This is a genomic window from Clostridium acetireducens DSM 10703, assembly GCF_001758365.1.
In the GTDB taxonomy this organism is placed as follows: domain Bacteria; phylum Bacillota; class Clostridia; order Clostridiales; family Clostridiaceae; genus Clostridium_C; species Clostridium_C acetireducens.
Window position 1 is genome coordinate 1 of record NZ_LZFO01000002.1, and the last position, 21,233, is coordinate 21,233.

Consider the following 21,233-nt stretch of genomic DNA (forward strand, 5'->3'; position numbering starts at 1 on the left):
TAAATAATTAGAATGAATTTTAGACAATCTTAGAAGAAAAAATAAAAAAACTCCGTAATTCATCACAGGACGTGATGAGCCAATTTCCGCCCCAAGGACGGGGCATAAATTGGGTAGGAGTTTTTTTATTTTTTATTCTTAGAGTGTCTTAATGAAATGACTTATTTACAAACTTTCTTTATGCTACTGTCTTATTATTTTTATACAGATTATTTTTAATTATTTTCTATTTGCAAATTATATAAATGATTTTTTATTTGTATTTTATTTTTCTTTGCTGCACCTTTTTAATTTCAGCAGCCTTTCCTTCTAGAGGTACTAAGTCTTTTTTAGTAGTTAGATTTCGAATATTTACAATGTCTATTTGTTCTCTATTGTCTTTTCCTTTTTTACCTTTTAAGCCTTGAATCACTAATAAATTTCCTTGATTTATAGCAATGAATTTAGGCTTTTTAAACCAACGGCTTTTTTTGTATATGCATTTAACAATAGTTCTACTTCTTTCAGGTCTTAATAATATAGTAGCAGTTATTTTATTAAATATCCATAAAATACTTTTTTCCTCTAATTTTATGGAAACTACATTTCCCTGTACTTGAGTAATTCTATCTCCATATTTTTTTAAATAAGATTGAGTGTAATAATTAGCTAATTTTTCTTTAAAACTCATACGTATAACTCCTTTGCTTATTGTTTTATTGTTATATATAAATGTATAATAAACATTCAATGAATTAATCAAAAAATTTAAAATTAATCTATAGAATTTTATGTATATTATAGCATAGTATTTATTTTTTTGAAATATACTAATATATATTAACAATTATCTGATTAATTATAGTTTTAACAAAAGAAATATAATAAATGTAATTATAATTATGTAATATTATGGTAGTAAATATTGCAAAAATAAAATTTATATGAATTAACTTATACTGTTGAATAAAAAATCGTTGATGTAATTTGCAAATAGAAAATAATTAAAAATAATCTGTATAAAAATAATAATACAGTAGTATAAAGAAAGTTTGTAAATAAGTCATTTCATTAAGACACTCTAAGAATAAAAAACAAAAAAACTCCTACCCAATTTATGCCCCGTCCTTGGGGCGGAAATTGGCTCATCACGTCCTGTGATGAATTACGGAGTTTTTTTATTTTTTCTTCTAAGATTGTCTAAAATTCATTCTAATTATTTACAAACTTTCTTTATACTACTGTATTATTATTTTTATACAGATTATTTTTAATTATTTTCTATTTGCAAATTACATCAACGATTTTTTATTCAACAGTATAAGTTAATTCATATAAATGCATAATTACTTGAAAATTTTAAAATTAAAGTATAACATATATTTTACAGGTTTAGTATAATTATAAAATAATGGAGGTGTATTTGTGAAAATACAAAGTATATGTAAAGTCATAGATCATACATTGTTAAAACCAGAAGCTTCCAAGGAAGATATAGAGAATTTATGCAAAGAAGCATTAAAATTTGAATTTGCGTCAGTATGCATAAATCCATGTAATGTAAAATTAGCTTATGAATATTTAAAAGATACTAATGTGAAAGTTTGCACTGTAATAGGGTTTCCATTAGGAGCAAATAAAAGTGAAGTAAAGTCTTTTGAAGCTATTGAAGCAGTTAAAGATGGAGCAAAAGAGATAGATATGGTAATAAATATAGGAAGTCTTAAAAAAGGTGATTATGATTATGTAAAAAAAGATATAAAATCTGTAGTACATGCTGTAAAAGGAAAAGCTTTAGTAAAAGTCATTATAGAGAATTGTCTTTTAGAAGAAAATGAAAAAATAAAAGCCTGTTTATTAGCAAAAGAAGCTGGTGCAGATTTTGTAAAAACATCTACAGGTTTTTCTAAATATGGTGCTACAGTGGAAGATGTAAAGATTATGAGAAAAACCGTAGGCGAAGAAATGGGTGTAAAAGCAGCAGGGGGAATACATACTTACGAAGAAGCATTAGCCATGATAAAAGCTGGAGCATCTAGAATAGGAGCATCAGCTTCTATAGACATATGCAATGGGGCAAAACAATAATTAAATAAATATAATAATACTTAAGTGCCTGAGATGTAGCAATACATTTTGTAAATAAATCATTTCATTAATACACTCTAAGAATAAAAAATAAAAAAACTCCTACCCAATTTATGCCCCATCCTTGGGCGGAAATTGGGTAGGAGTTTTTTATTTTTTTCTAAGAGTGTCTAAAATTTATTCAAATTATTTACAAAATGCATTGCTACATCTCAGGCACTTAAGTATTATTATATTTATTTAATTATTTCAAAATTTTGTATCTATTTATCATTGTAAGAATATTAATATAATAAATGAGTTTTGTAGAATCTTTTTCTGAAAGGGGGATAAGTATGAGAAATAAATTAAAATCAGAGGAAGTAGTATATAAATTTGATTTAACAGGTATAAAATTAGATAATAATAAAAATTATATGCCAGAATATGAACAGGTGTATGAAAATATAAAAACTGCTTTGCAAATTAATAAATTTGGATATAATGTTTATTTAATAGATGATTTTTCTATGGATAAATTAAATAACATAACTGACTTTATAAAAGAAAATGTAAAAAATAAAGAAAAACCTAAAGATATATGTTATGTAATTTATGAAGATGAAAAAAGTCCAGAAGCTTTATTTTTGAAAAATGGAAAAGGTAATTTATTAAAGAAAACTCTTCATAATATACAAGAAGAGTATAGCAAAATTGTGATTAATTTTTATTTAAATTCTTCTATAAAAGAGAAAGAAGAAATTTTAGAAAATATGCAGAAAAAAAGAAATGAAATAGTAGGTAGTTTAATTGAGGAAGCAGAGGAAAGTGGATTTCAAATTAAAGTATATAAAAGTGGATTTAAATTTTTACCAACAAAAGATGGAAAGCCAATAACAGAAAAAGAATATGAAATTTTAGGAGAATATGAAAAAGAAGAAATTTTAAATAAATTAAATATATTAAAGAAAAAAGCACAAAATATATTAATTATGTTAGAAGAAAATGAAAATAAAGATTTAAATAAAATAAAAAAAATAATGAAAGAATATTTATCAAAAAAAATTTACAGTTTAAAAGAAAATTATAAGGAAGATTTTAAAGAAGATAAAAATGTTATTGAATATTTAAATTTTGTATGCAATAAAATAGGAGAATCTTTAGCAAATATTTATAGTATAAACTACGATGATGATGAAGAATTAATAAGTAAATCTATATACAAATATGATGTAAATGTAATAGTAGATAATAGTAAAAATTCAAAACCTCCAATAATATTTGAAGAAGATCCTAGTGTAAATAATCTATTAGGCAGCATAGAATATGAAAATAGAAATGGTATATATGTTACAGATTTAAATTTAATAAAATCAGGTGCTTTATTAAAAGCCAATGGAGGGTGTTTAATATTAAGAGTTAATAGTTTATTTTCTAATGCTAATGCCTATTATTACTTAAAAAAATCACTTTTAAGTGGCAAAGTTAGGTTAGATTATAATAGAGGTTATTTAGAACTTTTATCATTAAGCGGATTAAACCCTAAACCTATAGATATAAATGAAACTGTAATATTAGTAGGAGATTATAGTGTATATGATTTATTATACAGTTACGATGAAGATTTTAAAAAAATATTCAAAATAAAATCAGAATACAATCCTATAATTGACATAAATAAATCAAATAAAGAATTTTTTGTAGATAATATATATATGAATTGCAAAAAAAATAATTTAAAACCATTAACAGATGATGCTATAAAAGAATTAGCTAAATATTTATCTAGAAAAGCAGAATATAAAAATAAATTATATATGGATAATTACGAATTAAATAAAATTTTAATATTAGCTAACAGTAATATTGAAGAAAAAAATCAAGATTATATAGAGAAAACAGATATAATAAATATAGTTTGCAAAGAAGAAATTTTGGAAAAAGAAGTTTTAGAAAAATATAAAGAAAATACACTGTTAATAGATGTTAAAGATAAATCTATAGGGCAAATAAATGGACTTTCTGTAATAGACATGGGCTACTATAGATTTGGAAGACCTATTAAAATAACTTGCAGTTGTTATAATGGTACAGGAAATATTATTGATATACAAAAGGAAAGCAATTTAAGTGGAAACATCCACAATAAAGCCATAAACACATTAAGAGGATATATAAATACTTTAGTAAATAATTACGAAGTTCTTCCAGTAGATTTTCATTTGAATTTTGAACAAATTTACGGAAAAGTGGATGGAGATAGTGCCTCTGTAGCAGAAGCTATAGCAATTATTTCTGCTTTAAGTAAAATACCTATAAAACAAAATATAGCAGTAACTGGTTCTGTAAATCAATTTGGCAAAGTACAACCTATAGGAGGAGTTAATGACAAAATAGAAGGGTTCTTTAAAGTTTGCAAAACAATAGATACCATAGAGAACAAAGGTGTGTTAATTCCTAAATCCAATACAAAAAACCTAGTTTTGAACGAGGAAGTAGAAAAGTCTATACAAGAAGGTAAATTTAATATATACTACATGGAAAACATGAAAGATGCTGTAGAAATTTTACTAGATATAGAAGAAAGAAACAAAGTAGATTTTGTACTAGACAGCATAGAAAAAGAAGTAAAAAAATATAGCTCTAAAAAAAGATATAGAAGATAAACAGATAAAAAATAATTAAAAATAATCTATATAAAAATAATAATACAGTGTCATAAAGAGAGTTTGTAAATAAGTCATTTCATTAAGACACTCTAAGAATAAAAAATAAAAAAACTCCTACCCAATTTATGCCCCGTCCTTGGGGCGGAAATTGGCTCATCACGTCCTGTGATGAATTACGGAGTTTTTTTATTTTTTCTTCTAAGAGTGTCTAAAATTCATTCAAATTATTTACAAACTCTCTTTATGACACTGTATTATTATTTTTATATAGATTATTTTTAATTATTTTTTATCTGTTTATCTTCTATATCTTTTTTTGGAGCTATATTTTTTAAACATTAAATCTAAAGTTTACTATGTCTCCGTCTTTCATTTCGTATTCTTTTCCTTCTAATCTAAAATGACCTTTTTCTTTAGCAGCAGCTTCAGAGCCACATTCTATAAGTTTGTCGTAAGAAATAACTTCTGCTCTTATAAATCCTTTTTCAATATCAGTATGAATTTTTCCAGCGGCTTTTGGAGCTTTAGTTCCATTTTTTATAGTCCAAGCTCTAACTTCGTCACTTCCAGCAGTTAAGAAGCTTATAAGTCCTAATAGTTTATAGCTTGAAGTTATTAATTTATCTAATCCTGCTTCATCTAAGCCATATTCTTTAAGCATTTCTTCTCTATCTTCATCTTCTAGAGAAGCTAATTCTTCTTCAACTTTACCACAAATTGGAACAACTTCTGAATTTTCTTTTTCAGCGTATTCTTTAACTTTTTTAACATATTCATTTTCCAAATTTCCAGATAATAAATCATCTTCGGATAAATTTGTTACATAAAGTACTGGTTTAGAAGTAAGAAGGAAATATTCTTTTACATAGTTTTTCTCATCATCAGTAACTTCTAAAGTTCTTACTGGTTTTCCATCTTCTAAGTGTTGTTTTACTTTTAACATAAATTCATATTCTGTTTTAGCTTTTTTATCTCCGCTTTTAACACTCTTTGCTATTTTTTCAATTCTTCTGTCCATTACTTCTATATCAGAGAAAATAAGTTCTAAGTTTATAGTTTCAATATCTCTTATAGGATCAATAGAACCATCTACATGGACTATATTTTCATCATCAAAGCATCTAACTACATGAACTATAGCAGCTACTTCTCTTATATGAGATAAAAATTTATTTCCTAATCCTTCACCTTTGCTGGCACCTTTAACTAATCCAGCTATATCATAAAATTCAATAGTAGTGTAAATTTTCTTTTTTGGGTTATACATTTCTTCAAGTACATCTAATCTTTTATCTGGAACAGTAACAACTCCTACATTTGGTTCTATTGTACAAAAAGGATAGTTTGCTGCTTCAGCACCTGCCTTTGTAATAGCGTTAAATAAAGTACTTTTACCTACGTTTGGTAAACCTACGATTCCTAGTTTCATATATGTACACAGTCCTTTCCTATCTTAAGTATAATTCTTCCTAAATTATACTCTACAGAGATTATTATTTCAACATTTAAGTTATGATTGTAAATTTCATATTTATAATAAATTAGTATTTGATATTGACAAATATAAATTAAAAGTATAATATTTATCTATAAATTACATTTGTAATCTAAGGAGTGTTATTATGGCTAAATTACCCAAAATATCTGAGTCAGAGTGGGAAGTTATGAAAGTAATATGGGATAATAATCCTTGTAGCGCTAATTATGTTATAGAAAATTTGGAAGAAAAAATGGATTGGAAACCTAAAACTATAAAAACTTTAATAAGTAGATTAGTGAAAAAAGAAGTATTAGCATTTAAAGTAGAAGGAAGATGCTACAATTATTATCCTTTATTAAAAAAAGAAGATTGTATAAAAGAAGAAAGCAGATCTTTTTTACACAAAGTATTTAATGGCGTGGCTAAAGATATGGTATTGAATTTTATAGAAGATCATAATCTTACAGATGAAGATATAGAGGACTTAAAAAAAGTTTTAGAAAAGAGAAAATAATATGGATAAGATAATATTTTATACATTTTTAGTTTTTAAATTAATTATAGAATTATCAATTTTTTCTATAATACCTATAATACTTATAAGTATTATAAATAAACTTTTCAATAAAAAAATCTCTGTAAATTTTCAATATATACTTTATATTTTTATATTAGTAAGATTAATTTTGCCTATAATGCCTAAAAGTTCTTTAAGTTTATATAATAAATTAGAAATATTAAATAAATCAAATCATAAAAATAATATAGTATATATGATGAAAAATGAATATAATTTTAAAAGTTATGATAGTAGTTTAAATTATTATAAAGAAATAAAGAATGAAAACTTTAAACAACCTAAATATATAAGTTTTTTACATATTATAAGTAACTCTCATTCTTACATAAAGTACTTGTTTATATTATGGTATATAGGATTAAGTACATTAATAGTATGCAATACAATAAAATATATAAAGTTTTGTAAAAAAATAAAGTGTATTAAACAAATAGATAATCCCGAAGTAGTAACCATTTTATTAGAATGTAAAGAGTTTCTTAAAATTAAATCAAAATTTAAGCTAATAGAATTAGATTTTATAAATAGTCCTGCTATATTTGGATTTAAAAATCCTGTAATATTAATTCCAAAAGGATTATTAACAGAGATTAAAAAAGAAGATATAAAAAATATATTTTTACATGAATTATGTCATTATAAAAGAAAAGATATTTATATTTTATATTTAGCTAAAATTATTTGTATATTATATTGGTTTAACCCTTTAATTTGGTATACTGTGGACAAGTTAAAGAAAACATTAGAATTAAGTTGTGATGAAATGGTACTTTCATATATAAATACAGAAGAAAAGTTAAGTTATGGACATACTATAATAAATCTTCTTGCTTATTCAAAAAATAATTCAAAAATATATATGCCTTTAAATATGGTAGGAAATAAAAAAGAGATTACCAAAAGAGTATTATTTATACGTAATTTTAAAAAGAAAAGCTTATGTATTACAATTTTATCTTTAATTAGTGTACTTTTAATTGGTGGAATTATGTTAACAGAATGTAATAAAACAGTTTCTGCAGCCATTGATAAAGATATATCCTCTAATTACATAATAGATGAAAAAGGACGAATTAGAAAAATAGAAAATACAAATATTTCATTTACTAAAGATGATAAGGTTATAGGCAAATGGATATCTGTAGATTTTGTAAAAAATGTAAAAGAATTTAATCCAAATAAAAGAAATTGTAAAGACGACTTATATCTTAAGAATTTAGAGTTCTTCCAAAATGGAAAAACAAATATAAAAATTTGGAACTGGTCAAAAGATTTAATTATAGATTTTTGTGATAAAACAGTTAGTAAATATTATATAAAAAATATAAATAATGATGAATATATGTTTTTACAATGGAAAAGTGGAGATTATATATTAAGGAATAGAACACCAGAATATTATGTATTAAAAAAAGTTAAGTAATATTTTTCTTATTAGAGATATCACCTTTGGTAGCTCTAATAAGAAATTTTATCCCTTAAGGATTACAAATGTAATCTTTAACACAAGATTAAATTTTAAGGAGGATTATTATGTGGAACTGTATTAAAAAATTTAGTATTAAAAAGAAAGTGTGCTTTTCACTTATTATTATTTTAGTTTTATTTGTAGTATTTGCATTTACTTTTCCAATAGGTAAATATGAAGATTGTAAAGTAAATGGCAATAGCGGAATAGCTAAAGCACCTAAAGCTGTAGATTATAAAAGAGGAAAACTTAAAGAACTTCCAAAGTATGATGGAAACTCAGAAAAAGATTGGCAAGTGGATTTAAGAAGTTTTGATTTATCTGAACTTGATATTAAAAATAATTTTAAGGATTTAATGTATGCAGATTTTGATAGTAAAACAAAGTGGCCTTCTTCTCTTCCAAAGAAATTTGATAAAAATGCTATTATGGAATATGGAAAAAATCCAGGTTTAAATTTAAGAAAACTTCATGAAAAAGGTATTACAGGTAAAGGAGTTAGCATGGCTATTATTGATCAAACTCTATTAACTAATCATAAAGAATATAAAGATAGATTAAAATTTTATGAAGAAATTCATAATCAAGAAAGTGGTAGTGCCTCTATGCATGGGGCAGCTGTTAGTTCTATTGCAGTAGGAAAAACTGTAGGCGTTGCACCAGAAGCAGATTTATACTATATTGCAGAAACTCATGGTAAAGTTACTTTAAGTAGCTTTGTAACAGGATTTCCTTTTGATTTTACTTATTTGGCAAAATCTATAGATAGAATTGTAGAAATAAACAAAACTTTACCTAAAGACAAAAAGATAAGGGCTATTTCTATGTCTATAGGATGGAATGAAAAACAAAAGGGATTTAAGGAAGTAGATGCAGCAGTAAAAAGAGCTAAAAATGAAGGGATATTAGTAGTCTCTACAAGCTTTGATAGATATTATAAAGTTGGCTTTTGGGGTCTTGGAAGAGATAGTATGAAAAATCCAGATGATTTTAAAAACTATGAGCCAGGTATGTTCTGGAGTGATACATTTTTTAAACATAACGAAAAATTTAATTTAGAAAAAAATATTATGGTACCTATGGATAGCAGATGTACTGCATCTCCTACAGGAATATCAGATTATGCGTTTTATAGACAAGGTGGATTAAGTTGGTCTGTTCCTTATATAGCAGCTTTATATACTTTATGTTGCCAAGTAAATCCTGACATAACTCCAGATGAATTTTTAAAAGCCGCAGTAGATACAGGTGATGTAGTTCAAGTAGAAAAGAATAATAAAAAATATAACTTAGGTAAAATAGTAAACCCAGAAAGACTCATAGAAAAAGTACATACTAATAAGTTATAATATAGCATTATTGCGACGTTAAAGGTAGGATATTAGAGGAGCAAAATTAATAAAAAATATAGGCACATATAGAGATTTCAGCCTTAAGAAATTTGTAGCTTAAAAGCTAAAGCCTAGAAAAAAATTTTTGCTAAACTTTTAAAACTCACATTCGTTCAAACAGTTAAAAGTTCTTCACGCAAAAGTTTTTTTCTAGACTAAGCTTTTATAGCAACAAATTTAATACAGTCTAATCTCTCTATATGTGCCTATATTTTTTATTAATTTTATTCCTCTAATATCTCAACTTAAATTGTAATAATTTATTTTAACGACTTATAAAAAATTTTCATAAGAAAATTCATGCGATAGCATTTGGGGTTATTGATTTTCTAAGATTAATAACAGTACTTTATATTTTAAAATTATTTACGACGATAGTCATTTAGTTGTAAACTGTTATTATTTAAATTATAATTAGTGCATACATAAACTATAATTTAATGTGTAGGTTATTGAATAATCTTTCAGACAAGACAGAACATAACACAAAAAGTCGGGAACAACTGCTTGAAAAGAGATAAGATATATGTACAGACAGAGGGGTGATGATTATGGGATGGATTGAAGGAATCGGTGAGGCTATCAACTATATTGAGGAGAATATCACTGAAGAAATCTCAATAGAAAATATTGCAAAAAAAGTATTTATGTCTCCGTTTTATTTCCAAAAAGGCTTTGCAATGCTTTGCGGTTTTACGATGGGAGAGTATATTAGACAACGCAGGCTTACCATTGCCGGTAGTGAGCTTGTTTCTACTGATAAAAAAATCATTGATATTGCACTGAAATATGGTTACGTCTCACCGGATAGTTTTACAAAAGCTTTTACTCGATTTCATGGTGTCACACCTACTGCTGTTCGAAAAGATGGAGCAATGATTAAATTATTTGCTCCGCTGAAAATTAAATTTTCATTGGAAGGTGGTTATATTATGGATTACAAAATTGTTGAAAAAGATTCGTTTACTGTCATGGGCATATCAAAGATGTTTAAATATGATAGTGCAACTACAGAAATTCCACAGTTTTGGAGAGAGCATTATCAAACAGGAAAAGGGAAATTTGTATGCGGAATGTACGGAGTATGCATAGATGAGAGTATGGGTTCAGATGAGTTTGAATATTTGATTGCAGACAATTATAATCCGTCTATAGAAATACCTAATGGTTTTATTACAAAGGTTATTCCTAAACACACGTGGGCTGTTTTTACTTGCAAGGGTGCAATGCCTAAATCTTTACAAGATGTGAATAGAAAAATTTTCTCAGAATGGTTGCCTAATTGCAAGGAGTATGAAATTGCAGCAGGTTATAATATTGAAATGTACACTAATATAGCTGATTATCCGCAAGGTAATCAAGATGAAAATTACTACAGCGAAATTTGGATTCCTGTTAATAAAAAATAACTACGTAAAGAGCTTAATTCGGAGTTCATCAAATCCCAATTTATAAAGTTCAAATAACATAATTTTAGCTTTAGTTATGTCGTATTTTCTTAAATATAAATTGCTACTATTAAATTTTAAAAAATCAATAACCCCAAATGCTATCGCATGAATTTTCTTACGAAAATTTTTTATACACCCTTAAATAGATTATTGTAATTTAAATTGAGATATTATTAGCTGAAAATGGATTGGAAATTCTGAGGCTATATAGCTAGAGTTCACCTGTATTAAATTTGTTGCTATAAAAGCTTAGCATAGAAAAAAACTTTTGCGTGAAGAACTTTTAACTGTTTGAACGAAGGTGAGTTTTAAAAGTTTAGCAAAAGTTTTTTTCTATGCTTTAGCTTTTAAGCTACAAATTTCTTAAGGTGAACTCTAGCTATATAGCCTCAGAATTTCCAATTCATTTTCAGCTAATAATATCCTACCTCTAACATCGCAATAATTCTAAATTATGTACTTAAAGAGGGGAAAATATTTTAAATGTAGAAATCAAAGAACTTTTTTACAAGGTTAAGTTTTGTTGTAATTTTTCATATACATTTTCATCCATATGTTTTACATGAATAATATCTCCAAGTGTATTAGAATATAAATCTATCTTGTAATCACAAACTTTACCCATCTTTTGAAATATTCCTTGTTTTTTAGTTATTGATTGAAGAGTATCTTGTCTTATTATTGTTGTTGTTTTTAAAAAAGCTCCCGTACTTGCTATTAAAGAATCTTTTGAAACTCCTAAGGAAGTATTCTTATAGTTTAAATATCCTAAAATTAAAGAAGAACATAATATTAGTATAATAATTGATAATTTGATATTGCTTGGTATAAATTTTATAAATACATAGGCAGGTATTAATATAATAAGCCATATTATAAGTTTTTTTAGTATAAACCTTCTTAAACTACTTTTAGGAGGTTTATTTAATTCACCTTCAAAAGTTAAATTAGGTAACAGCTTTTTTATGAATTCATTTTTAAAATTATCTTCTGCTATGGGATATAGCAATGCATTTTCATTTTCTTCATCACCATATCCTATTGTTATGATTTCTACTGTATAAATATTTAAAATTTGTTGTAGTATACTCTGCTTGTACCTTAACCCATATATCTTGTCTATATTAAATGAATACTCTTTTTTATTTAAAAGCCCATAGGATATGCTTATTTTTTCTTTATCAGATTTTACTGTAAAATTGTACAAACGTATTGTTTCAAATATTATTGATAATATTGTTATTAAAATATATAGGAATAGCATAAATCCTATTAAAATTACAATGCTGGTAGCAATTGTTTTAGTTTTGATAAAATCTACATTCATATTTTTACTTATAAATTTAGAAAAGGATGTGTTAAAAAATTTTGCTAGGTCATCTAATACATTATTTAATAAAAAGAAACCACCTATTGCCCAACCAAGTTTATTTTTAGTTAATGTATATTTTAATATTTCTCTATTAGTTATAACTTTTTCAACTATAGGAACAACTATATCTTTTTCTATATATTCATTACTTTGATTTGTTTTAATTTTTTTAGATGTTAATATTATTTTTCTAAGTTCTTCTACTACTTTATAATTTGATATTATTTTCAATTCGGATTTTTGGGCTACAGCACTTCCAGTATCTATTTTCATAGTAAATATATTAAATATTCTACCTAATAAAGTTTGTCCAACATCTATTGTATTTATTTTGTTAAAGGGGATCTCTTCCTTTGATTTTGAAATAATGCCTTTTTCAGATACTAATAAATCATCGTTAATGTAGAATATAGTTTTTCTCCAGTTTAATATTGATATACCAATCATTAAAATTATTATAGCTGCAATATAATAAATACCTTTCTTAGTGGTTAATACTATTATAAATAGAAATAAATTACTTTTAATCATGCTAATTAAGTTTTGTATTATGTATATCCAGTGGTTTCTATTAATTTGATTTATCATAATCCTCCACCTTTTCCCTTATTTTGTCTTTTAAAAATTCACTTATTTCTTCTGCTTTTTTCATATCTATATTAGGTATATCATGATTTCCACCGGCAGTGTATATGCTTAAATTTGCTAAATTAAAAATTTTATTTATAGGTCCTTGATGTATTTTTATATGTTGAACTCTAACTATGGGAATTATAGTTGTAGTTATAGAATAAATTCCTTCTGAAAATTCTATTTTATCTTTAGTTATTCTATATTTCCATTGAGCATACTCTATAGCTGGGTATATAAATGTGTTTAATAGCAATAATCCAACTATTATAATAAATATTACATTTATGTATCCGCCTAATTTTATAAAGAAATCAATTTTTAGTTTATAAGTAAAAAACCATTTACATACTCCTAATATTACCGCTACTATAATCGTTGTTACAGCTCTGGCTAACATCCATGAGGTTTTTGCTTTTTCATTAAGTTTATTATATTCCATAATATCTTCCTTTCCTTATTTATAAGACATCAATTATTTGTTATTATGTTTATATTAAAGTATTCAAATCCTATAGGAACTTGTCCAAAGGCATAACTAACCTAAAAAACATGGTATCCTATGGAATAAATTATATATTAAGCAATTTAAAACAGCAAATTAAGTTTTCAAAAAGTTAGCACTAAATAAAAGAAAGTAGACAGGCTATTTTTTATTTTATATAAAGTCTATAATTTTATAAAATAGAAATATTAATGTCAGAAAATATATAGTACCTTAACTTATAAAACAATAAGTATACATTAAACTAGGAGGGACTAATTAATGACAAAAGAAATAATTCATATATGTTGTTCTGATAGTGCAGTGGGAAGTATGAAGCATGCAATTGAGAATGGTTTACTTAAAGGTAAAAAAGTTGTAGGATTTATTGATGACTTATCTAATGGTCCAATAGATCAACTTAATGAACTGGGAGTAAGAATTGATTGGTGCAAAAAAATATATATAGAAGACAATGAAATTTCTGAAGAAATTAGGAGCTCTTATAGGCGACTTCAAGAGGAAATAATAAGCATTACAGATGAGGATATTTATTTATGGTACAGCAACAGTGCAAAAGAAACTTGTGGTATGTTGTATATTTTATCAATGCTCCAACAGAAAATTCAGAATGTGTATACCATAAATGTTTCAGAGATTACTTATAATGCTGGAAAAAGGAATGAATTTACACCAATGGTGGTAGGAGAAATTTCACCTGAGCGGTTAAGTGAATTAATTGAAATAAGGAAATCACTGGACTTCAGCAGGTACTCAAGTTTAATAAATTTTTGGGAGAAACTGAAGATAGAAAATTCAAGTTTACGTGTTTATGAGGGCAGGCAAGTTAAAAGTGTACAGATAGATTACTTTGATAATAGGATACTTTGTTATATACATGAGAATTTTATGCATAGTGTAAGAATAGTTGGGGAAGTAATAGGAAGAATGGAAAGTTATGTTTCTGATACTTTTATTTTTTGGAGAGTAATGGAACTAGTAAAAAATAGAAAAGTTACTTATAGAGGGAAGTTAGGTGTTATAAGAGAAATGGAAATAAAAAAAGCATAATAATTATAAACTATTACAATTTAAATTGAGATATTAGAGGAGTAAAATTAATAAAAAATATAGGCACATATAGAGAGATTAGACTGTATTAAATTTGTTGCTATAAAAAGCTTAGCCTATAAAAAAACTTTTGCGTGAAGAACTTTTAACTGTTTGAAGGAATGTGAGTTTTAAAAGTTTAGCAAAAATTTTTTTCTAGGCTTTAGCTTTTAAGCTGCAAATTTCTTAAGGCTAAAATCTCTATATGTGCCTATATTTTTTATTAATTTTACTCCTCTAATATCCTACCTCTAACATGGCAATAATTCTGTGTTAGGATTTTTGTACCAAATACGTTTAATGTAATGAAGTTTTTTATTTTTCGCCTAAGTACATTCCAATCCATATACCTCTTATAAAGCTACAAGTAATCATTCCTGCAATAAAAATTTTTTCTCTTTTATTTAAGCAGTTAAAATAATGACGTTTAACTATTTTACCTTTTTTAAATTTATTCATAAATTTCACCTTTCTTTTATACTATATAATTTAAATTTTATGATTATTTATTTTTATTATGCTATTAAATCAATAAAATTATTAAATATTTTTTATCATATATAGTAATAAAATATCAAAAACCTGTGAAAATTATTTCTAAAAATAACATTAAACTATCATATATTTATATAGAAAAAGTCGCTTTAAATAATGTATAGTATTTTAAAGATGCAATATTTTAATATTACAAAGTCGAAAGTTGTTATAAAATCTTTTAATTAGTTTTAAAAAACTATTTAATTTTGTTTATATGAAAGAAGGATTTTAAAGTTTTTTATAGAATAAATAGCTTAAGTGGTTGAAAGTGGTGTTAAGTGGTTAATAGTTGTGATATAGGGGTGCAAATATGTTTATAGGGGAGTATTCTCATGCTGTGGATTCTAAAAAGAGAATGATTATACCAGCTAAATTTAGAGAAGAATTAGGAGAAAACTTTATATTAACTAAAGGTTTAGATGGATGCCTATATGCATACCCTTTAAATGAGTGGAAGTTACTTGAAGAAAAGTTAAAGAAATTACCTTTAACTAGCAGGAATGCTAGAGCTTTTGTAAGGTTCTTTTTTTCAGGTGCTAATGAAATGAATTTAGATAAACAAGGAAGAACATCTATACCACAAAATTTAATAGAATATGCCCATATAAAAAAGGAAATAGTAAGTATAGGAGTTTCTACTAGAATAGAAGTATGGAGTAAAGAAAAGTGGGAAGAATATAATGATTCAGATATAGATTTTAATGAAATAGCAGAAAAAATGAGTGAATTGGGAATTTAAAAGAATGGAGATGTAATAATGGATTTTAAGCATATATCAGTGCTATTAAATGAAACAATTGATGGATTGAATATAAAACCTGAGGGAGTATATGTAGATTGTACTTTAGGTGGCGGAGGACATTCTAGAGAAATATTAAAAAGACTTTCTGAAAAAGGAACTTTAATAGGTATAGATCAAGATTCTACTGCTTTAGAAGTCTGTAGAGAAAGATTTAAAGAGTATTCTAATGTAATATATGTACACAATAATTTTTATAATATAGATACTATATTAAATAATTTAAATATAGAAAAAGTAGATGGAGTAATTATGGATTTGGGAGTGTCTTCTTATCAGTTGGATACAGCAGAGAGAGGCTTTAGCTATATGAAAGATGCACCGTTAGATATGAGAATGGATAGAGATAATGATATTTCTGCTTTCAATGTGATAAATAACTATAGTGAAGAAGAACTAACTAATGTAATAAAAAAATATGGTGAGGAAAAGTTTGCTAAAAGAATATCTAGAAAGATAGTTGAAAGAAGAAAAAAAACTTCTATTGATACTACGATTCAATTAGTAGACATAATAAAAGAAGCTATACCTGTTAAATTTCAAAAGAAAGGTCATCCAGCTAAAAAAACTTTTCAAGCTATAAGAATAGAAGTTAATAGAGAATTAAAAATATTAAACAAAGCTATAGAAGATAGTGTAAATCACTTGAATTCAGAAGGAAGAATATCTATTATAACTTTTCATTCTTTAGAAGATAGAATAGTAAAAAATAAATTTAGAGAATTAGAGAACCCTTGTACATGCCCTCCAGATTTTCCAATTTGCGTATGTGGTAAAAAACCTATTTTAAAAATAATAAATAAGAAGCCTGTGGAACCTAGTGAATATGAAAAACAGGTTAATTCAAGAAGTAAAAGTGCAAAACTTAGAATTGGGGAAAAAATTTAGGTTCTAAATTTTAGGTTCTAAATTTAATGAGGGGTGAATAAATTGATATTGATGGAAAAGAATTGGGTTAATGGCAGTACTGTGTTAAAGCCTGAAAGATATACTCAAGGTAAAAATAAAAATAATAATAACAATAGAAAAAGAAAAAAAGAGAAAGTATATATAAAAAATAAAATTAAAACTATAAAAAACATTTTATTGATATTTACTGTAGGCATTGTTTTAGTAAGTAGATATTGTATAATTTATGGTATGCAAAAGGGATTAAATAATACAAAAAATGAAATAGAGTGTTTAAATAAGGAAAATGAAAATTTAAGAGTAGAATTAGTAAAATATAATAATATACAATTTGTAGAAGAAAATGCTGTTGAAAAATTAAAAATGGTTTCACCTAAAAGAGAAAATGCTATATACTGTGATTTAGATAAAAATAATTTTAAAAAAAATCTAAATAAAGAAAATTCAAATAAAAAAAATTTTTTAGAAGTTATAAAGAAAGCTATTAGTGCGGGGGTAAAATAAGTTGTCTAAATATGAATTTAGAGATAAGGTAATTGTGAAAAAAAGAATGCTATTGTTATTTTGTATACTTTTAATTATGTTTACATTACTTTTTTTAAGAATGAGTTATATTATGATAGGTAAGTCCTCTGAACTTAAAAACAAAGCAGTAGCTCAGTGGACCAGTGAAGTAAAAATATCAGCTAAAAGAGGAAGAATATTAGATAGAAATGGGAATGAATTAGCTGTAAGTGCCAATGTTTATAGAATAGATTTAGATTTAAATACTTTAAGGGATACAATGAAAGAAAAAAAGTTAACTGGAGAAGAAGTAGCAGATAAAATTGCTTTAGCAGTAAATATGGATAAAAATGATGTAATTAAGATAATAAATAAAAAATTTCCCAATGGACTTCCTTATGGGGCTGCCACTTTGAAAAGAAGAGTAGAAAAAAAGGAAGCAGATAAAGTAAGAGATTTAAAATTAAGAGGTGTAATAGTATCTGCAGATACTAAAAGGTATTATCCTAATAATAACTTTTTATCTCATGTATTAGGGCATACAAATTCTGATGGAGATGGTTTAACAGGAGTAGAATTTTATTATAATAAAATTTTATCAGGAAAACCTGGCATTAGGATTGCTGAAACCGATAGAAAGAGTAAAGATTTACCCTATACTATATCTTCGTATGTAAAACCTGAAGATGGTAATGACTTAGTGCTTACTATAGATGAAATGATACAGCATTTTTGTGAGAAATCTGCTAATCAAGCTATGAATGATAATGGTGCAAAAGCTGTAACCATAATGGTTATGAATCCTAATACAGGAGAAATATTAGCTCTTGTAAATAAGCCTGATTATAATCCAAATGATCCTTGGCAGGAAGGCAAGTCTTCAGAAGAACTTCAAAAAATGTGGAGAAATAGAGCAGTTAACGATACATTTGAACCAGGTTCTATTTTTAAAGTAGTAACAGCAGCAACAGCTATGGAAGAAAATGTAGTAAGCGAAAAAGATACTTTTAATTGTGGAGGAAGTATAACTATAGGCAATAGAACAATTCACTGTTGGAAAAGAACAGGACATGGATTGCAACATTTCCCAGATATATTAAAAAATTCTTGTAACGTAGGATTTGCAGAGTTAGGAAAGAAAATAGGAAAAGAAAATTTAAATAAATATATACAAAAGTTTGGATTTGGTAAAAAAACTGGTATAGATTTACCTGGAGAAGCTAAAGGTATAATAAAGAAAACTGAAAATATAACAGATATTGACGTAGCAACCATATCTTTTGGTCAAGCTAATACAGTTTCTTCTATACAATTTATGGCAGCATTTAATGCAGTAGCCAATGGAGGAAGGCTTATAAGACCTCATGTAATGAAGAATGTAGCTTATTTCGATGAATCACAAAATAAAGAAGTAACTACAAGCAGTTATAAAGCTTATGAAAATAAAATTTTAGATTCAAATAAAATGGCTACACTTAGAGGATATCTTGAAAGAGTTGTATCTGAAGGAGGAGGAAAAAACGCTTTTATTGAAGGGTATCATATAGCAGGAAAAACAGGCACAGCACAAAAAGCAGGAAAGGGAGGATATCAAGCTGGAAAGTATGTATCTTCTTTTGCAGGTATGGCTCCAGCAAATGACCCTAAAATAACAGTATTTGTGTCTGTAGATGAACCAGATCCAGGAAATTATTATGCCAGCCAAGTAGCAGCTCCTGTAGCCAAGCAATTATTTAATGATATATTTAACTATCTTTCTCTTAAACCAGATGCTACAGCAGAAGAAGTGGCAAAGAGCATGTTAAAGGATATAACTATACCAGAAATTAGAGGTCTTAAAAAAGCAGAATCTGAAAAAATATTAAAGGATTTAAAATTAGATTTTGAATTAGATGGTGAAGGGGAATATGTAGTGGATATGAATCCAAAACCAGGATATAATGTTAAGGAAGGAACAAAAATAATACTTTACACAGGTACATCATCAAATTATAATAAGATAGTAGTGGTTCCGGATATAAAAGGATTATCTCCAGAAGGAGCATCAAAACTTTTAAATAGTTTAGGATTAAAATTTGAATATAGCGGAAAGGGTATGGTTTCTGAACAAAGTATTGAACCAGGTAAAGAAGTAAAAAAAGGAACAGTTGTATCAGCCAAACTTAGTGAAATTGGAGACTAGATTATGAATGTAATATTTTTCAAAGTTATAAACATAAAAAATTAATATGTTATAAAAAACTAAGGCATGCAAAATTGCAGATTTTTTTCTGCATGTTGCATGCCAATGTTTGTGTTATTATAAATATAGTTATAATTAAAAGGAGAGTGTTTAAATTGAATTTAAAGGAATTATTACAAGGAGTTGATTATAAAGAGTTAAAAGGCACCACAAATATTAATATTGAAAAAGTAGAATATGATTCTAGAAAAGTAAGTAAAGGGGATTTATTTATATGCATTGAAGGCTATGCTACAGATGGTCATAAATATGCTGAAAATGCAGTGGAGAAAGGAGCTAAAGTAATAATATGTGAAAAAGATATAGATATAAAAGGAGATATAACTATTATAAAAGTTAGTAATTCAAGAAAAGCTTTAGCTGTAATAGGTGCAAATTATTTTCAAAATCCTTCAAAAAAATTAAAAGTAATAGGCATAACTGGTACTAATGGTAAGACTACTTCTACTTTTATGATAAAATCTATATTGGAAGCAGCAGGATACAAAGTAGGAATTGTAGGAACTATAGCAAACTACATAGGAGATAAAAAAATACATGCAGAAAGAACTACACCAGAATCTTTTGAATTACAAAAATTATTTAAAGATATGGTAGATGAAAAAGTAGATTATTGTGTTATGGAAGTATCTTCTCATTCACTTTATTTAGATAGGGTTTATGGTGTGGAATTTTGTGAGGCAATATTTACAAATTTAACTCAAGATCATTTAGATTTTCATAAAACTTTTGAAAATTATTATAATGCAAAACTTATTTTATTTAAAAATAGCAAAAATTCTATTATAAATATAGATGATAAATATGGAGAAAGAGTATTTAAAGATGTAAATAACAATAAAATTACTTATTCTATAGAAAAAAAATCTGATGTAAAAGCAGATAATATAAAAATGCATTCAAGAGGAATAGAATTTGATATTAACTATAAAGGAGAAAAATCTAATATAGGAATACATATACCAGGTAAATACAATGTATTAAATGCTTTAGGCAGTGCTGCTGCTTGCTTAAATGAAGGAATTTCTTTAGAAATTGTGAAAAAGGGATTAGAAAATTTGCTATTTGTACCTGGAAGATGTGAAATAGTTACTAAAAAATATAATTTAGGTTTTGAAGTTATAGTAGATTATGCTCATACTCCAGATGGGCTTGAAAATATACTAAGTACAGCTAGAGAATTTACAAAAGGAAGGCTTATAAGTGTATATGGCTGTGGAGGAGATAGAGATAGAACTAAAAGACCTATAATGGGAAAAATAGGCTCAGAATTAAGTGATATTGCAGTTATAACTTCTGATAATCCTAGAACAGAAGATCCTATGTTAATTATAGAAGATGTAATTAAAGGAATAGATAAGGAAAATTACATAGTTGTAGAAAATAGAAGAGAAGCAATTAAAAAAGCTATGGAAATAGCTCAAAAAGATGATGTTATAGTTGTTGCTGGTAAAGGTCATGAAGATTACCAAATATTAAAAGATAAAACTATACATTTTGATGAAAGAGAAGTAATTAAAGAATTAATAGATGAATTAAAATTACAATAATATGGTGGGGT

Annotated in this window: 17 protein-coding genes; 12 read left to right on the top strand and 5 right to left on the bottom strand. The window is 26.0% G+C overall.

Going from position 1 to position 21,233, the window contains the following annotated elements; all coding sequences use genetic code 11:
* Positions 1-253: 253 nt before the first annotated feature.
* Complete coding sequence (locus CLOACE_RS00675; RefSeq protein WP_070109118.1) at positions 254-670, bottom strand: hypothetical protein; 417 nt, start codon at positions 668-670, stop codon at positions 254-256.
* A gap of 734 nt (positions 671-1,404) precedes the next feature.
* Here CLOACE_RS00675 and deoC point away from each other — a divergent pair.
* Together deoC and CLOACE_RS00685 are read left to right on the top strand one after the other, a co-directional pair.
* Entirely contained in the window at positions 1,405-2,067 is a 663-nt protein-coding gene (deoC, locus tag CLOACE_RS00680) for a deoxyribose-phosphate aldolase (RefSeq protein ID WP_101495356.1), read from the top strand.
* Positions 2,068-2,402: 335 nt separating this feature from the next.
* Positions 2,403-4,712: an AAA family ATPase gene (locus CLOACE_RS00685; RefSeq protein ID WP_070109119.1), complete on the top strand. Its 2,310-nt coding sequence runs from the start codon at positions 2,403-2,405 to the stop codon at positions 4,710-4,712.
* A 334-nt stretch (positions 4,713-5,046) separates the two neighbouring features.
* Here CLOACE_RS00685 and ychF read toward each other — a convergent pair whose 3' ends face one another.
* Positions 5,047-6,144 (bottom strand): redox-regulated ATPase YchF, encoded by a 1,098-nt coding sequence (gene ychF / locus CLOACE_RS00690; RefSeq protein WP_070109120.1) that lies wholly within the window; start codon positions 6,142-6,144, stop codon positions 5,047-5,049.
* A gap of 193 nt (positions 6,145-6,337) precedes the next feature.
* Between ychF and CLOACE_RS00695 the strand changes: the two genes are divergently transcribed.
* The 4 genes from CLOACE_RS00695 to CLOACE_RS00710 all read left to right on the top strand — a co-directional run bounded on the left by CLOACE_RS00695 (position 6,338) and on the right by CLOACE_RS00710 (position 11,043).
* Positions 6,338-6,709, top strand: coding sequence for a BlaI/MecI/CopY family transcriptional regulator (locus CLOACE_RS00695; RefSeq protein WP_070109121.1), 372 nt, complete (start codon positions 6,338-6,340; stop codon positions 6,707-6,709).
* A gap of 1 nt (position 6,710) precedes the next feature.
* Positions 6,711-8,198 carry a M56 family metallopeptidase gene (locus CLOACE_RS00700; RefSeq protein ID WP_070109122.1) on the top strand — a complete coding sequence of 496 codons (1,488 nt, stop codon included), beginning with the start codon at positions 6,711-6,713 and terminating at the stop codon, positions 8,196-8,198.
* A gap of 110 nt (positions 8,199-8,308) precedes the next feature.
* On the top strand, positions 8,309-9,592 hold the full coding sequence (locus CLOACE_RS11885) for a S8/S53 family peptidase (RefSeq protein ID WP_242866356.1): 1,284 nt from the start codon (positions 8,309-8,311) through the stop codon (positions 9,590-9,592).
* A 593-nt stretch (positions 9,593-10,185) separates the two neighbouring features.
* Complete coding sequence (locus CLOACE_RS00710) at positions 10,186-11,043, top strand: AraC family transcriptional regulator (protein ID WP_070109123.1); 858 nt, start codon at positions 10,186-10,188, stop codon at positions 11,041-11,043.
* Positions 11,044-11,590: 547 nt separating this feature from the next.
* Here the strand turns inward: CLOACE_RS00710 and CLOACE_RS00715 are convergent.
* Together CLOACE_RS00715 and CLOACE_RS00720 are read right to left on the bottom strand one after the other, a co-directional pair.
* Positions 11,591-13,045 (bottom strand): PH domain-containing protein, encoded by a 1,455-nt coding sequence (locus CLOACE_RS00715; protein ID WP_070109124.1) that lies wholly within the window; start codon positions 13,043-13,045, stop codon positions 11,591-11,593.
* Positions 13,029-13,529 carry a PH domain-containing protein gene (locus CLOACE_RS00720; RefSeq protein ID WP_070109125.1) on the bottom strand — a complete coding sequence of 167 codons (501 nt, stop codon included), beginning with the start codon at positions 13,527-13,529 and terminating at the stop codon, positions 13,029-13,031. The genes CLOACE_RS00715 and CLOACE_RS00720 overlap by 17 nt, the downstream gene beginning before the upstream one ends.
* A 324-nt stretch (positions 13,530-13,853) precedes the next feature.
* Here CLOACE_RS00720 and CLOACE_RS00725 point away from each other — a divergent pair, with 324 nt between their 5' ends.
* Positions 13,854-14,642: a DUF1835 domain-containing protein gene (locus tag CLOACE_RS00725; protein ID WP_070109126.1), complete on the top strand. Its 789-nt coding sequence runs from the start codon at positions 13,854-13,856 to the stop codon at positions 14,640-14,642.
* Positions 14,643-14,996: 354 nt separating this feature from the next.
* Here CLOACE_RS00725 and CLOACE_RS11690 read toward each other — a convergent pair whose 3' ends face one another.
* Complete coding sequence (locus tag CLOACE_RS11690) at positions 14,997-15,140, bottom strand: hypothetical protein (protein WP_175429416.1); 144 nt, start codon at positions 15,138-15,140, stop codon at positions 14,997-14,999.
* Positions 15,141-15,528: 388 nt separating this feature from the next.
* On the opposite strand from CLOACE_RS11690, the gene mraZ reads away from it, so the two are divergent.
* From mraZ to CLOACE_RS00750, 5 genes are all read left to right on the top strand, one after another.
* Complete coding sequence (gene mraZ, locus CLOACE_RS00730; protein ID WP_070109127.1) at positions 15,529-15,957, top strand: division/cell wall cluster transcriptional repressor MraZ; 429 nt, start codon at positions 15,529-15,531, stop codon at positions 15,955-15,957.
* An 18-nt stretch (positions 15,958-15,975) separates the two neighbouring features.
* Positions 15,976-16,905, top strand: a complete 930-nt coding sequence (gene rsmH, locus CLOACE_RS00735) for a 16S rRNA (cytosine(1402)-N(4))-methyltransferase RsmH (RefSeq protein ID WP_070109128.1) — start codon at positions 15,976-15,978, stop codon at positions 16,903-16,905.
* A 42-nt stretch (positions 16,906-16,947) separates the two neighbouring features.
* A complete protein-coding gene (locus CLOACE_RS00740) occupies positions 16,948-17,430 on the top strand; it encodes a cell division protein FtsL (protein ID WP_084027502.1) in 483 nt (160 codons plus the stop codon).
* 1 nt (position 17,431) lies between these two features.
* Positions 17,432-19,612 carry a stage V sporulation protein D gene (locus tag CLOACE_RS00745; RefSeq protein WP_070109129.1) on the top strand — a complete coding sequence of 727 codons (2,181 nt, stop codon included), beginning with the start codon at positions 17,432-17,434 and terminating at the stop codon, positions 19,610-19,612.
* 155 nt (positions 19,613-19,767) lie between these two features.
* On the top strand, positions 19,768-21,222 hold the full coding sequence (locus CLOACE_RS00750) for a UDP-N-acetylmuramoyl-L-alanyl-D-glutamate--2,6-diaminopimelate ligase (RefSeq protein WP_070109130.1): 1,455 nt from the start codon (positions 19,768-19,770) through the stop codon (positions 21,220-21,222).
* Positions 21,223-21,233 lie beyond the last annotated feature (11 nt).